This window comes from Actinacidiphila sp. bgisy167 (assembly GCF_965342175.1).
In the GTDB taxonomy this organism is placed as follows: Bacteria; Actinomycetota; Actinomycetes; order Streptomycetales; family Streptomycetaceae; genus Actinacidiphila.
In genome coordinates this window covers 1-13,705 of sequence record NZ_CBDRBL010000118.1, presented here as the reverse complement: position 1 = coordinate 13,705, position 13,705 = coordinate 1, and the positions used below count along the sequence as shown (strand labels likewise).

11 protein-coding genes are annotated in these 13,705 nt (G+C 71.1%); 4 read left to right on the top strand and 7 right to left on the bottom strand.

All coding sequences use genetic code 11. The features are described from left to right. Nucleotides 1-209 precede the first annotated feature (209 nt). A complete protein-coding gene (locus tag ACRWND_RS28685) occupies nucleotides 210-731 on the bottom strand; it encodes a YbjN domain-containing protein (protein WP_431954515.1) in 522 nt (173 codons plus the stop codon). Between the two features lie 104 nt (nucleotides 732-835). Next, the gene (gene clpB / locus ACRWND_RS28680) at nucleotides 836-3,433 is read right to left on the bottom strand and encodes an ATP-dependent chaperone ClpB (protein WP_431954518.1); all 2,598 of its coding nucleotides are present in this window, start codon (nucleotides 3,431-3,433) and stop codon (nucleotides 836-838) included. 226 nt (nucleotides 3,434-3,659) lie between these two features. Here clpB and ACRWND_RS28675 point away from each other — a divergent pair, with 226 nt between their 5' ends. Continuing rightward, on the top strand, nucleotides 3,660-4,064 hold the full coding sequence (locus tag ACRWND_RS28675; protein WP_431954513.1) for a pyridoxamine 5'-phosphate oxidase family protein: 405 nt from the start codon (nucleotides 3,660-3,662) through the stop codon (nucleotides 4,062-4,064). Nucleotides 4,065-4,389: 325 nt separating this feature from the next. Here ACRWND_RS28675 and ACRWND_RS28670 read toward each other — a convergent pair whose 3' ends face one another. Continuing rightward, the gene (locus ACRWND_RS28670; RefSeq protein WP_431954511.1) at nucleotides 4,390-4,854 is read right to left on the bottom strand and encodes a hypothetical protein; all 465 of its coding nucleotides are present in this window, start codon (nucleotides 4,852-4,854) and stop codon (nucleotides 4,390-4,392) included. A 255-nt stretch (nucleotides 4,855-5,109) separates the two neighbouring features. Between ACRWND_RS28670 and ACRWND_RS28665 the strand changes: the two genes are divergently transcribed. Continuing rightward, nucleotides 5,110-6,297 carry an ImmA/IrrE family metallo-endopeptidase gene (locus ACRWND_RS28665; protein WP_431954509.1) on the top strand — a complete coding sequence of 396 codons (1,188 nt, stop codon included), beginning with the start codon at nucleotides 5,110-5,112 and terminating at the stop codon, nucleotides 6,295-6,297. Continuing rightward, complete coding sequence (locus ACRWND_RS28660) at nucleotides 6,294-6,836, top strand: hypothetical protein (protein WP_431954507.1); 543 nt, start codon at nucleotides 6,294-6,296, stop codon at nucleotides 6,834-6,836. The genes ACRWND_RS28665 and ACRWND_RS28660 overlap by 4 nt, the downstream gene beginning before the upstream one ends. A gap of 84 nt (nucleotides 6,837-6,920) precedes the next feature. Here the strand turns inward: ACRWND_RS28660 and ACRWND_RS28655 are convergent, their stop codons facing one another. Genes ACRWND_RS28655 through dnaK form a run of 4 tightly spaced genes read right to left on the bottom strand, consistent with a single transcriptional unit; the run spans nucleotide 6,921 to nucleotide 11,114 of the window. After that, nucleotides 6,921-7,385, bottom strand: coding sequence for a heat shock protein transcriptional repressor HspR (locus tag ACRWND_RS28655; protein WP_431954505.1), 465 nt, complete (start codon nucleotides 7,383-7,385; stop codon nucleotides 6,921-6,923). A gap of 4 nt (nucleotides 7,386-7,389) precedes the next feature. Continuing rightward, nucleotides 7,390-8,568, bottom strand: a complete 1,179-nt coding sequence (gene dnaJ, locus ACRWND_RS28650) for a molecular chaperone DnaJ (protein WP_431954503.1) — start codon at nucleotides 8,566-8,568, stop codon at nucleotides 7,390-7,392. 33 nt (nucleotides 8,569-8,601) lie between these two features. Further along, a complete protein-coding gene (gene grpE, locus ACRWND_RS28645; protein WP_431954501.1) occupies nucleotides 8,602-9,273 on the bottom strand; it encodes a nucleotide exchange factor GrpE in 672 nt (223 codons plus the stop codon). Beyond that, the gene (gene dnaK, locus ACRWND_RS28640) at nucleotides 9,270-11,114 is read right to left on the bottom strand and encodes a molecular chaperone DnaK (RefSeq protein WP_431954516.1); all 1,845 of its coding nucleotides are present in this window, start codon (nucleotides 11,112-11,114) and stop codon (nucleotides 9,270-9,272) included. Before dnaK ends, grpE begins: the two co-directional genes overlap by 4 nt. A 333-nt stretch (nucleotides 11,115-11,447) precedes the next feature. Between dnaK and ACRWND_RS28635 the strand changes: the two genes are divergently transcribed. Then, a partial coding sequence (locus tag ACRWND_RS28635) for a (Fe-S)-binding protein (RefSeq protein ID WP_431954499.1) occupies nucleotides 11,448-13,705 on the top strand: 2,258 nt, incomplete at its 3' end.

Genomic DNA, 13,705 nt, shown 5'->3' with positions numbered 1-13,705 from the left:
GGATGCGGGCCCACGGTGGTGTGCGGGGGTGAGGAACGCGGGCGGCTGCCGGCAGGGCCCGGGCGACGGGGAGAGCGTGGGACGGCTGCGCCGGCTCCGGGAGGCGGTGCAGCCGTCGCGGAAGACCGCAGCCCGCCCGGCGCGCCCGCTCTACGGCGGTCGCGCGGCGGACGGGCATACGGGCGGGTGCGCCCGTGCGGGCGGCGGGCTCAGTCCTCGCCGTCGTCCGTGGACTCCGCGTCCTTCTCCAGCCCGAGGGCGTCGAGGATCCACTTCTCGAACTCGATGGAGGCCCGGACCCAGCTGACGGTGCTGGAGACGAAGTGCTCCAGGCCGACGCCGAGGCCGATCAGCATCTGGGCCTCACCGATCAGACGGACCGTGCCGTCGTCGTGGGTGTGGGTGTAGACCTTCGGCCACAGGGTGCGGCGGTTCCAGTCGTCGATCGCCTCGTGCAGCTGAGGCTTGTCCTCAATGCTGTACGCCCGGTCGTAGAAGGTGCGGACCGCGAAGATCTGCTGGTCCTCCTCACCCCGGAACATGAAGTAGGTGCGGAACTCCTCCCACGGCGCGGCGAGGTCGCCCTCCTCGTCGACGACGTACTTGAGCTCCATCTGCTCCAGCAGCTGCTTGACCAGATCCTGGTCAGGAATGACCACGTTCCCGGCAGGGCCGGGCTGGGGGTCCGGCTGGCCCCCGAAGTTCGGAATCGAGGACGGGTCGATGCTCACCTTGGAGTTCCCTTCGTACGGATACCCCCATCCTCCCTCACGGCGGGCCGCTCCGTGCAAGCGCGGCCCGCCGTGCCCCCCTTCGCGGGGATTCCCGCAGCGCCTCAGAGGGTCTTGCCGGTGGTGGCGCCCACCATCAGCCGGTCGCCGACCCGGTCGACCCGCACGGTGTCGCCGTCCCGGACCTCGCCGGCCAGGATTTCCCGGGCCAGTTGGTCGCCGATGGCGGTCTGCACCAGGCGGCGCAGCGGACGGGCGCCGTAGGCGGGGTCGTTGCCCTCCTCGGCGAGCCAGTCCAGGGCGCTGTCGGTGATGTCGAGGGAGATCCGCCGGTCGCGCAGCCGGGCCGCCAGGCGGTCGGTCTGCAGCCGGGCGATGCGGCGCAGCTCGTCCTTGTGCAGGGCGTTGAAGACGACGATGTCGTCGAGCCGGTTGAGGAACTCGGGCTTGAAGGACGCCCGCACCGTCTCCAGCACGCTCTCCTTCTTCTCCGCCTCGCTGAGCACCGGGTCGACCAGGTACTGGCTGCCGAGGTTGGAGGTGAGGATGAGGATGGCGTTGCGGAAGTCGACCGTGCGGCCCTGGCCGTCGGTGAGCCGGCCGTCGTCCAGCACCTGGAGCAGGACGTCGAAGACCTCGGGGTGGGCCTTCTCCACCTCGTCCAGCAGCACCACGGAGTAGGGACGGCGGCGCACCGCCTCGGTCAGCTGACCGCCCTCCTCGTAACCGACGTAGCCGGGAGGGGCGCCGACCAGGCGGGCGACGGAGTGCTTCTCGCCGTACTCGCTCATGTCGATGCGGACCATGGCCCGCTCGTCGTCGAAGAGGAAGTCCGCCAGGGCCTTGGCCAGCTCGGTCTTGCCGACACCGGTGGGGCCCAGGAAGAGGAAGGAACCGGTCGGGCGGTCGGGGTCCGCGATGCCCGAGCGCGAGCGGCGCACCGCGTCGGACACCGAGCGCACGGCCTCGGACTGGCCGATCAGACGCTTGCCGATCTCCTCCTCCATGCGCAGCAGCTTCTGCGTCTCGCCCTCCATCAGGCGGCCGGCCGGGATGCCCGTCCAGGCGGCGACCACGTCGGCCACGTCGTCCGGGCCGACCTCCTCCTTGACCATGGTCTCCCGCTTGGCCACCTCCTCGGCCTCGGTGGCCTCGGCGAGCTCCGCCTCCAGCTTCGGCTTCTCGCCGTACAGCAGCTTGGACGCGGTCTCGAAGTCGCCGTCGCGCTGGGCGCGATCGATCCGGGTGGTCAGGTCGTCCAGGCGCTCCTTGAGCTCACCGACCCGGTTCAGGCCCTCCTTCTCCTTCTGCCAGCGCGCGGTCAGGCCGCGCAGCTCCTCGTCCTTGTCCGCGAGGTCCTTGCGCAGCTTCTCCAGGCGCTGCTTGGAGGCCTCGTCGGTCTCCTTCTCCAGCGCCATCTCCTCCATGCGCAGGCGGTCGACGGCGCGCTGCAGCTCGTCGATCTCGACCGGCGAGGAGTCGATCTCCATGCGCAGCCGCGAGGCGGCCTCGTCGACCAGGTCGATGGCCTTGTCGGGCAGGAAGCGGGCGGTGATGTAGCGGTCGGAAAGGGTGGCGGCCGCGACCAGGGCGGCGTCGGAGATCTGCACCTTGTGGTGCGCCTCGTAGCGTCCCTTCAGTCCGCGCAGGATCGCGATGGTGTCCTCGACGCTCGGCTCGGCCACCAGCACCTGCTGGAAGCGGCGCTCCAGGGCCGGGTCCTTCTCGATCCGCTCACGGTACTCGTCGAGGGTGGTCGCCCCGACCATCCGCAGCTCGCCGCGGGCCAGCATCGGCTTGAGCATGTTGCCCGCGTCCATGGCCGAGTCGCCGCCGGCGCCCGCGCCGACCACGGTGTGCAGCTCGTCGATGAAGGTGATGATCCGGCCGTCGCTGGCCTTGATCTCCGCCAGCACGGCCTTCAGCCGCTCCTCGAACTCGCCGCGGTACTTCGCGCCCGCGACCATCGCACCCAGGTCCAGGGCGACCAGGCGCTTGTCGCGCAGGCTCTCGGGCACGTCGCCCTTGACGATGCGCTGCGCCAGGCCCTCGACGACGGCGGTCTTGCCGACGCCGGGCTCGCCGATGAGCACCGGGTTGTTCTTGGTGCGCCGGGAGAGCACCTGCACCACGCGCCGGATCTCGTTGTCCCGTCCGATCACCGGGTCGAGCTTGCCCTCGCGGGCCGCCGCGGTGAAGTCCGTGCCGTACTTCTCCAGCGCCTTGTACGTGCCCTCGGGGTCGGGTGTCGTCACGCGCTGACCTCCCCTGATCTGCTCGAAGGCGTCCTGCAGCCTGCTGCCGGTCGCGCCGTGCTGCTTCAGCAGCTCACCGGCGGCCCCGCCCTTGAGGGCGATGCCGATGAGCAGGTGCTCGGTGGAGACGTACGCGTCCCCGAGTTCCTTCGCCCGCTGCGCCGCGTCGGCGATCACAGCGAGCAGTTCACGGTTCGCCTGCGGCGGCGCCACCGTACTTCCCTGCACGCTGGGCAGCCCGCCCAGCAGCCGCTCGGCGCCGGAGCGCACCGCCGCGGCGTCCGCGCCGGTGGCCGCGAGGACGTCCAGCACGCTGTCGTTCTCGGGCTGCTCCAGCAGCGCCAGCAGCAGGTGCACGGGGGTCAGGTCCGCATGCCCGGCCGACACCGCCTTGCTGTTGGCGGCGCCCAGGGCCTCCCGGCTCTTGTTGGTCAGCTCGGCGTCCACGTCCGCGTACTCCTCCTCCTCGTCGGGCACCATCGAAGCTGCTTATTCCAGCGTGAGACAAGTTGAGTCTATTCCACTCAAGGTTGGTTTTCCAAGGCGAGGAGCCCACAGGACGCCCCCGTCTTCGGGTGCGTGTCGTCGGGGGCGCGTCTTCGGGTGCGTGTCGTCGGGGTGCGTGTCGTCGGGTGCGGCCCGGCCGCACCCAGGGCCGGGTACGGTCGGTGCCATGGCCATCGACCCCCGCCGCCCCGAGCCCGGCTATCTCGCCTTCTGGCGGGAGTACCTCATGAGCACCCTCACCACCCACCGCCCGGACGGCACCCCGCACGTCGTGCCGGTCGGCGTGACCTACGACCCGGAGGCCGGGCTGGCCCGGGTGATCACCAACAAGGCGAGCCGGAAGGTCGCCAACGTGCTGGCGGCCGGGCCGGGAGGCGCCCGGGTCGCGGTGTGCCAGGTCGACAAGGGGCGTTGGGCGACGCTGGAGGGCGTGGCCCGGATCAACACCGACCCGGACGCCGTCGCCGACGCGGTGCGGCGCTACGCCGAGCGCTACGGCCGCACCCCCGCTCCCAACCCGGACCGGGTCGTCGTCGAGATCACGCTGACCCGCGCCATGGGCCGCGCCTGACCGGGCCCCCGTGCGCGCGGATCGAGCGCGCCGGTCGTCCGCACCGGTCGTCCGCGACGCGCCCCGTCCTGTCCGCGCCGATCCGGCGCCGCGGTCGCCCGGGTCCGGCCGGCCTCCGCGTCGTGCCCGCGTATCGACGCCCGGCCGAGGAGCCGTTCGGCGACGGGGCGGCTTCCTCGAACGCTTTTGTCGCCACCCCCGCCTGCGATCGCGGCCCGCTGCCCCACCAGCGACTTCCCCGACTCCGCCGGTGAGCGGGCGAACCCCTCGCAGCGGCCGACGGCGCCGGTCTCCCTCGCGGTCGGACGCCGCCGCAGCCGGGGCACTACCTCGCCCGCAGCGAGGTCCGCGACGCCGGATCCGCCTGGGCCGCCGCCCACATCGCCGCCGCCACCCACACCGGCAGCGACGCGCTCGCCACCAGGGCGCCCGCCCCGGCCGCCGCGCCCGCCACGCCCCAGCCCCCGCGCCGCGCCCACACGGACCGGACGCCGCCGACCACCAGCAGCGCCGCCACCACCGGGACGGGAACCACCCCCGCGCAGCGGGGCACGGCCACGTCGCCGTACGCCGCCACACCCACGCTCACCAGGACCAGCGCCATCAGCCCGGCGATCCACCACGGCCCTTCGTGCCGCGCGGCCAGCCGGAGCCCGGCCCACATCGCCACGGTCGCCAGCGCCACGTCCAGCCCCTCGGCGCCCCAGTCCGCCCCGAGCGGCACCACGCCGGCCATCATGCCCACGGCCAGCCCCACCACCATCCCGGCTCCGACGCCTCTGTGCGGCATACGCACCGTCTTCCCCGCCGCGGACCCCGCACCCCCGCACCGCCCCAGCGTGCCACCTCTTCGGCCGACACCGCCCGCGGCCTGCGGGCACGAGGTGATCACAAGTCGCCCGAGCCGCTGGGCACAGGACGGAACGCCGACCCAGCCCGGAGGGGCCTCCGTGATCCTCATGCCGTGACCACGCAGGACACACCGGCCACACCGGCCATCCGGCGGGCCTTGCGATAATCGCAAGGCCCGCCTTACTCTGGGCGCATGGACCCGAACGTCATCGCACGCGTACGCAGCGTGATGGACGCGGCGGCGGTGACCAAGGCCGCCTTCGCCCGGTCGGTCGGGCTGACGCCCGACAAGTTGTCGAAGTCGCTGACCGGTGTGCGCCGCTTCACCTCGCTCGACCTGGCGCTGATCGCGGAGGCGGGCGGCACGACCGTGGACTGGCTGCTGACCGGAAGCGAACCGCTGCGCCCCGCGCTCGCGGCCCGCACCAGGGGCGACGGCACCGCCGACCCCGTGGGCGCCCAGGAGGTCGCGGCGCGCTTCGCCGCCGCCTACGAGGTGCTGGACGTGCTGGGCCGCACGCAGGAGTTGCCGCGGGTGCCGGAGGTCGGCGCGGCAGCGGAGCGGTACGCCGAGCAGGGCGAGCGGCTGGCGGCCGAGGTGCTCGACGTGCTCCCGGCCGCCGAGCTGGGCACGGACGAGCTCATCGCGGCGGTGGAGGACCGCTTCGGAGTGGACGTCGCCATCGCTGCCCTTCCACAGGGTGTGGACGGTTTGGCGTGGCAGGCCGACGCGTTCCGGCTCGTCCTCCTCGCGCCCACCGACCTGTGGACGCGGCAGCGCTTCACCCTCGCCCACGAGCTCTGCCACATCCTCGCCAAGGACGCGCACAGCATGGTCGTGGAGTCCCGGGTCGCCCCCGGTCGGCAGAAGAACCTGGCCGAGGTGCGGGCGAACGTCTTCGCATCGCACTTGTTGATGCCCGCGGCGGAGTTGACGCGGGCCGCGGCGGAGAACGCGGCGCACGCGGCGGAGGACGCGGCTCAGGGCGGTCTCTCGGACGCCGCCTTCGAGCGGCTCGTCGTGCGCTTCCGGGTGTCGCCGAGTGCCCTGGCGGCCCGGCTGCACCAACTGGGACTCGTCGACGCCGCGCGCCGCAAGAGGCTGCGCGCCCTCACCACGGAGGCCTGCCATCTGTTCGCCGGCGCCGGCGACGACTACCAGAAGCAGATCTCGCGATCCTCGGCGGAGCGCTTCCCACCGAGGGTCGCCTCGCAGTTGTACAAGGCCTACCTGGCGGGGGAGACGACCCTGCGCCCGCTGGCCACGCTGTTGGGCACCGACGTGGAGCGGCTGCACGAGCTCCTCGCGCCCGAACCGCCACCGGGCGACTGCGTCGAACAACAGGACGCCGAAGAAGGGGATCTGGTCTTCCAGCCATGACCACGTGGTGGTTCCCCGACAACACCGTCCTGTGCAACTTCGCCGCCGTCGACCGGCTGCTCCTGCTGGAGAAGGTGCTGGACGGACGGGGCCGCTGGAGTCAGGCCGTGGCCTGGGAGGCCGCCCGCTCCGCGCGCTTCCTGCCGCGGCTGGCCGGGCTGGCGGAGGCCGGATGGCTGGGCGAGCCCGTGGAGATCACCGACGGCGCCGAACTGCGGGAGGTCGACCGGCTGCGCCGGGCGGTCTTCGGCGGCGCGTCCCATCTGCCGACCAAGCACCTGGGTGAGGCCGAGACCTGCGTGCTGATCACCCGGCGCCGTGAGTTCCGGGGCGCGGTCTGGATCACCGACGACCGCTCGGCCCGCGACTTCGCGCGCCGGCGCGGCATCACCAACAAGGAGACCTTCGACCTGATGCGCCAGGCCTGCGCGGAAGGGCTCGTCCCCGCGGCGGAGGGCCACCGCCTGCTGGAGGCGATGGCCGCCTCCGGCCGCCATCTGCACCGCCGTTCGCACGGGCCCGCCGACCTGCTGGCCTAGGCCCGCGGCCGTCCCATTGCCTGCCCAAGCCGACCTGAGCCGGCCTACGCGGCTCGACGGGCCTACGCCGTCCGGCGGGACCGCTCACTCCGGCCGCTTGGGCCGCCACACCACCAGCGCGGAGGTCTGCTGCACGTCCTGATAGGGCACCAGGTCACGCCGGTAGGAGGCGTGGACGGCGGCCTCGCGCTGCCGCATGGCGACCGCCGCCCCCTCGAGGGCCCCGGAGAGCTCGGCGACCCGCGCCTGCAGCGCCGCCACCTGGTTCTCCAGTTCGATGATGCGTTTGATGCCGGCCAGGTTGATGCCCTCGTCCTGGGAGAGGCGCTGCACCTCGCGCAGAAGTTCGATGTCACGAGCCGAGTAACGGCGGCCGCGCCCGGCCGTGCGGTCGGGCGAGACCAGGCCGAGACGGTCGTACTGGCGCAGGGTCTGCGGGTGCAGCCCGGAGAGCTGCGCCGCCACCGAGATGACGTAGACGGGGGATTCATCGGTCAGCTCGTACGGGTTGCGGCCCCGTCCGCCACGCATGCCGCCGCTCGTGTCCATCGGCTCAGACTCCCTTCGCGGCCTTGAACAGCTCTGCCCGCGGGTCGACATCCGCGGTGGCCTCCCGATACGCCTCCAAGGCGTCCAGTGCCTTGCCCTCGGTCGTCGCGGGGACGGCGACCTCGATCGAGACCAGCAGGTCGCCGCGCGTGCCGTCCTTGCGGACCGCTCCCTTGCCACGGGCCCGCAGCGTACGCCCGTTGGGCGTGCCGGGGGGCAGTTTCAACGTCACGGGGGGACCGCCGAGCGTGGGGACCTTGATCTCCCCGCCCAGCGCCGCCTCCACGAAGGTGACGGGCACGATGACCGTGAGGTTGTCGCCCTTGCGGCCGAACACCGGGTGCGGGTCGACGTGCACGGTGACGTACAGGTCGCCGCCCGGGCCCCCGCGCTCGCCGGGCGCGCCCTTGCCGCGCAGGCGGATGCGCTGCCCGTCGGTGACGCCGGCCGGGATGCGCACCTGCATGGTCCGCGCCGAACGGGCCCTGCCGCTGCCGTTGCAGACCTCGCAGGGGTCCTGCGCGATCAGGCCGCGGCCCTTGCAGTCCGTGCACGGGTCGGTGAGCGAGAAGCTGCCGCTGCCGCCGCGCGAGACCTGGCCCGTGCCGACGCAGGTCGGGCACACGCGGGGCGTGCCGTTCTTGTCGCCGGTGCCGGAACACGCCTTGCAGGGAGCCTGGCTGGTCATCTTCAGCGGGACGGTGGCGCCGTTCACGGCCTCGGTGAACTTCAGCGTCACCTCCGTCTCGATGTCCTGGCCGCGCCGCGGCTGCGTACGGGTGGTGGTGCCGCCGCGGTTGAAGAGCCCGCCGAACACGTCCCCGAGGCCGCCGCCGAAGCCGCCGCCCTGGGGACCGGTGCCGCCCGGGGCGCCGCCGAAGAGGTCGCCCAGGTCGAACCCGAAGCCGCCCGCGCCACCGGGGCCGGCCCGGAAGCCGCCGTTGCCGAACAGGGCGCGGCCCTCGTCGTACTCCTTGCGGCGCTTGGGGTCCGACAGGACGTCATTGGCCTCGGAGATCTCCTTGAAGCGCTCCTCCGCCTTGGCGTCGCCCTTGTTGGCGTCCGGGTGGAACTCACGGGCGAGCTTCCGGTACGCCTTCTTGATCTCCGCCTCGGTGGCGTCCTTCGGGACGCCGAGGACCTTGTAGAGGTCCTTCTCGAACAAGTCCCTGCTGATGCTCATCCCCGGCGTCCCTCCTTCCGTGCGCCACCTACGTCAGCCCTGCTCGGGGCCACCGTTCTCCTCGTCCGCCGTCTCGTCGTTCTGCTGCGCGCCCTGCGAGCCCGGCTGGGGCTCGGCGACGGCCACCCGCGCGGGGCGGATGGTGCGTTCACCGATGCGATACCCGGGCTGCAGGATCTGCACGCAGGTCGTCTGCGTGACGTCCGGCGAGTAACTGTGCATCAGGGCCTCGTGCACCAGCGGGTCGAAGGGCTCGCCCTCCTTGCCGAACTGCTGCAGCCCCAACTTGGCGGCGACCGACTCAAGGGACTCGCCGACCGACTTGAAGCCGCCGACCAGCTCCTTGTGCTCCCGGGCGCGGCCGATGTCGTCGAGCACCGGGAGCAGTTCGGTGAGCAGGTTCGCGATCGCGATCTCGCGGACCGCGATCCGGTCCCGTTCCACCCGGCGGCGGTAGTTCTGGTACTCCGCCTGCAGCCGCTGGAGGTCCGCCGTGCGCTCGTTGAGCGCCGTGCGCACCTGGTCCAGCTGGGCTTGCAGAGCGACGTCTGTGTTCGCGTCCCCGGCCGGGGCCGCCGGGCCCGCCTGGTCGGCGGACCCGGCGCCGGGCCCCTCCTCGCCGGAGGACTCGCCCGGCGAAGAGGAACCTGCCTCGGCAGAGGGGACGACAGGCTCCTCCTCGAAGCCCGGGGTCTCCTCCGTCACGCGGCACCGTCCTTCTTGTCCTCGTCGACGATCTCGGCGTCGACGACGTCGTCGTCGGCCTGGGCTCCGCCCGCGGCACCGGCGGCACCGGCCGCGCCGCCCTCGGCCTGGGCGTTGGCGTACAGCGCCTGGCCCAGCTTCTGGGAGGTGGCGGCGACCTTCTCGGTGGCCTCGCGGATGGCGGCGGAGTCCTCGCCCTTCAGCTTCTCCTTCAGGTCCGCGACGGCCGCCTCGACCTCGGTCTTGACGTCGCCGGGAACCTTGTCCTCGTTGTCCTTGAGGAACTTCTCGGTCTGGTAGACCAGCTGCTCGGCCTGGTTGCGGGTCTCGGCGGACTCGCGGCGCTTGTGGTCCTCCTCCGCGTACTGCTCGGCCTCGCGCATCATGCGGTCGATGTCCTCCTTCGGCAGCGCCGAGCCACCGGTGACCGTCATGCGCTGCTCCTTGCCGGTACCGAGGTCCTTGGCGGAGACGTGCATGATGCCGTTGGCGTCGATGTCGAAGGCGACCTCGATCTGCGGGATGCCCCGCGGGGCCGGCGGGAGGCCGGTCAGCTCGAACATACCGAGCTTCTTGTTGTACGCCGCGATCTCGCGCTCGCCCTGGTAGACCTGGATCTGCACCGACGGCTGGTTGTCCTCGGCCGTGGTGAAGATCTCCGAACGCTTGGTCGGGATCGTGGTGTTGCGCTCGATCAGCTTGGTCATGATGCCGCCCTTGGTCTCGATGCCGAGGGACAGCGGGGTGACGTCGAGCAGCAGGACGTCCTTGACCTCGCCCTTGAGGACACCGGCCTGGAGCGCGGCGCCGATGGCCACGACCTCGTCCGGGTTCACGCCCTTGTTGGCGTCCTGGCCGCCGGTCAGCTCCTTGACGAGCTCGGCGACGGCGGGCATGCGGGTGGAACCGCCGACGAGGACGACGTGGTCGATCTCGGAGAGCTGGATGCCCGCGTCCTTGATCACGTTGTGGAACGGGATCTTGCAGCGCTCCAGGAGGTCCGCGGTCAGCTGCTGGAACTGGGCGCGGGTGAGCTTCTCGTCCAGGTGCAGCGGGCCCTCGGCGGACGCCGTGATGTAGGGCAGGTTGATCGAGGTCTCGGTGGACGAGGACAGCTCGATCTTCGCCTTCTCGGCGGCCTCGCGCAGACGCTGCAGCGCCATCTTGTCCTTGGACAGGTCCACGCCGTGACCCGAGGCGAACTGCTTCACCAGGTAGTCGACGATGCGCTGGTCCCAGTCGTCGCCACCGAGGTGGTTGTCGCCGTTGGTGGCCTTCACCTCGACGACGCCGTCGCCGATCTCCAGCAGCGAGACGTCGAAGGTGCCGCCACCGAGGTCGAAGACGAGGATGGTCTGGTCGTCCTTGTCCAGGCCGTACGCCAGGGCGGCGGCCGTGGGCTCGTTGACGATGCGCAGGACGTTCAGACCCGCGATCTCGCCGGCCTCCTTGGTGGCCTGGCGCTCGGAGTCGTTGAAGTACGCCGGGACGGTGATGACCGCGTCGGTGACCTTCTCGCCCAGGTAGGCCTCGGCGTCCCGCTTCAGCTTCTGCAGGATGAAGGCGCTCATCTGCTGCGGGTTGAAGTCCTTGCCGTCCAGGTTGATCTTCCAGTCGGTGCCCATGTGGCGCTTGACCGACCGGACCGTCCTGTCGACGTTGGTGACGGCCTGGCGCTTGGCGACCTCGCCGACGAGCACTTCACCGTTCTTCGCGAAGGCGACGACGGACGGCGTGGTCCTGGCGCCCTCGGCGTTGGTGATGACGGTGGGCTCGCCGCCTTCGAGAACGCTGACGACGGAGTTAGTCGTGCCCAGGTCGATGCCGACCGCACGTGCCATGGTGGAGTCCTCCAGCTGCCTACTTGAGTGGATCTGGCTCAAGGGTGCCGCACACCTTCGACCCTGTCAACAGACCTGAGTCGCAGAGGCTCAACTTATGGGTCAGCACCGCACGCACGGACGGCCGCAGCGTCAGGCGGAAGCCCTCGGCGGACCGGGCAGCCCGGGGGTTGCGGGAGGACGCGCCTGCGCAGCGACACAGATCACCGGCGGCGCGGCTGCGCACGCACGCCGATACTGGGTAGTCTCAGGAGAACCACATAAGTTACTGCTTAGTATTCAGCCGGGCATCAGCCCCGCGCCTCCGCTCTCGCAGGTCCGAGGAGCCCCGAAATGCAACTCGCCGCGATCATCGTGTCGCTGGTCCTCGCCGTGGTGGGCGTCGCGCTGTTCAGCCGCGCCATCGCCCAGATCCACCGGTTCGTACGACTCGGTCAGGACGTCCCGGCGGGCACCCGTACGGACGACTGGCGAGCACGCACCGCCACGGTGGCACGGGAGTTCCTCGGCCACACCCGCATGAACCGGTGGGGCGTGGTCGGCGTCGCCCACTGGTTCGTCGCCATCGGCTTCTTCTCGCTCGTGCTCACCCTGGTGAACGCCTTCGGCCAGCTCTTCAAGGCCGACTGGGCGCTGCCGGTCATCGGCCATTGGCTGCCGTACGAGGTGTTCGTCGAGTTCATCGGCCTGATGACGACGCTCGGCATCATCACACTGATCACGATCCGCCAGCTGTCCCGCCCCGGCCGCGCCGGCCGCAAGTCCCGCTTCGCGGGCTCCAACACCGGCCAGGCGTACTTCGTCGAGTCCGTCATCCTCATCATCGGCCTCGCCATCATGACGCTGCGCGGCCTGGAGGGCGCCCTGGCCGAGGTGCAGGGCTACGAGGCCGCCTACTTCGCGTCGTACCCGCTGGTCGCGGCCTTCCGGGGGCTGAGCGTCGGCACGCTGCAGAACCTGGTCTACCTGGTCGCCATGATCAAGATCTCGACCTCCTTCATCTGGATGATCACGGTCGCGCTCCGGACCGACATGGGCATCGCCTGGCACCGCTTCCTGGCCTTCCCGAACATCTGGTTCAAGCGGAACGCCGACGGCGCCGTCGCGCTCGGCGCCCTGCAGCCGATGACCTCCGGCGGCAAGGCGATCGACTTCGAGGACCCGGGCGAGGACGACGTCTTCGGCGTCAGCCAGGTGGAGCAGTTCTCCTGGAAGGGCATCCTCGACTTCTCCACCTGCACCGAGTGCGGCCGCTGCCAGTCGCAGTGCCCCGCCTGGAACACCGGCAAGCCGCTCTCCCCCAAGCTGCTGATCATGTCGCTGCGCGACCACGCGCACGCCAAGGCGCCGTACCTGCTCGCGGGCGGCGGCAAGACCATGGAGGGTGAGGAGAAGGCCTCCGAGGAGCAGCTCGCCGCCGTCCCTCCCGCGGCGCTCGCCGAGGCCGAGCGCCCGCTGATCGGCACCGCCGAGGAGAACGGCGTCATCGACCCGGACGTCCTGTGGTCCTGCACCACCTGCGGCGCCTGCGTCGAGCAGTGCCCCGTGGACATCGAGCACGTCGACCACATCGTCGACATGCGCCGCTACCAGGTCATGATCGAGTCCGCGTTCCCCTCCGAGGCGGGCACGATGCTCAAGAACCTGGAGAAGAAGGGCAACCCCTGGGGCCTGCCCAAGAAGCAGCGGCTGGCCTGGGTCAAGGAGGTCGGGTTCGAGGTCCCCGTCGTGGGCGAGGACATCGAGGACCTCACCGAGGTGGAGTACCTCTACTGGGTCGGCTGCGCCGGCTCCCTGGAGGACCGCGCCAAGAAGACCACCAAGGCCTTCGCCGAGCTGCTGCACATCGCGGGCGTCACGTTCGCGATCATGGGCGGCGAGGAGAACTGCACCGGCGACTCCGCCCGCCGCCTGGGCAACGAGTTCCTCTTCCAGCAGCTCGGCGCCGAGAACGTCGCCATGCTGAACATGGCCTTCGGCGAGGACGACGAGGACGCGTCGACGAGGAAGCCGAAGGCGCAGAAGAAGATCGTCGCCACCTGCCCGCACTGCTTCAACACCCTGGCGAACGAGTACCCGCAGCTCGGCGGCGAGTACGAGGTCATCCACCACACCCAGCTCCTGCAGCACCTGGTCGACGAGGGCCGGCTCGTCCCCGTCACCCCGGTCGAGGGCATCATCACCTACCACGACCCCTGCTACCTGGGCCGCCACAACAAGGTCTACACACCGCCGCGCGAGATCATCGCCAAGGTGCCGGGCCTGCGCAACGAGGAGATGCACCGGCACAAGGAGCGCGGCTTCTGCTGCGGCGCCGGCGGCGCCCGCATGTGGATGGAGGAGCGGATCGGCAAGCGCATCAACAACGAGCGCGTCGACGAGGCGCTGTCCCTGAACCCGGACATCGTCTCCACCGCCTGCCCGTTCTGCCTGGTGATGCTCTCCGACTCGGTCAACGGCAAGAAGAACGAGGGCAAGGCGAAGGAGTCGCTCCAGGTCGTCGATGTCTCCCAGCTGCTGCTGGAGTCCGTCAAGACCCCGCTCGACCCCGACGGCGAACCGGAGGCGGTCAGCGAGCCGGAGCCCGCGCC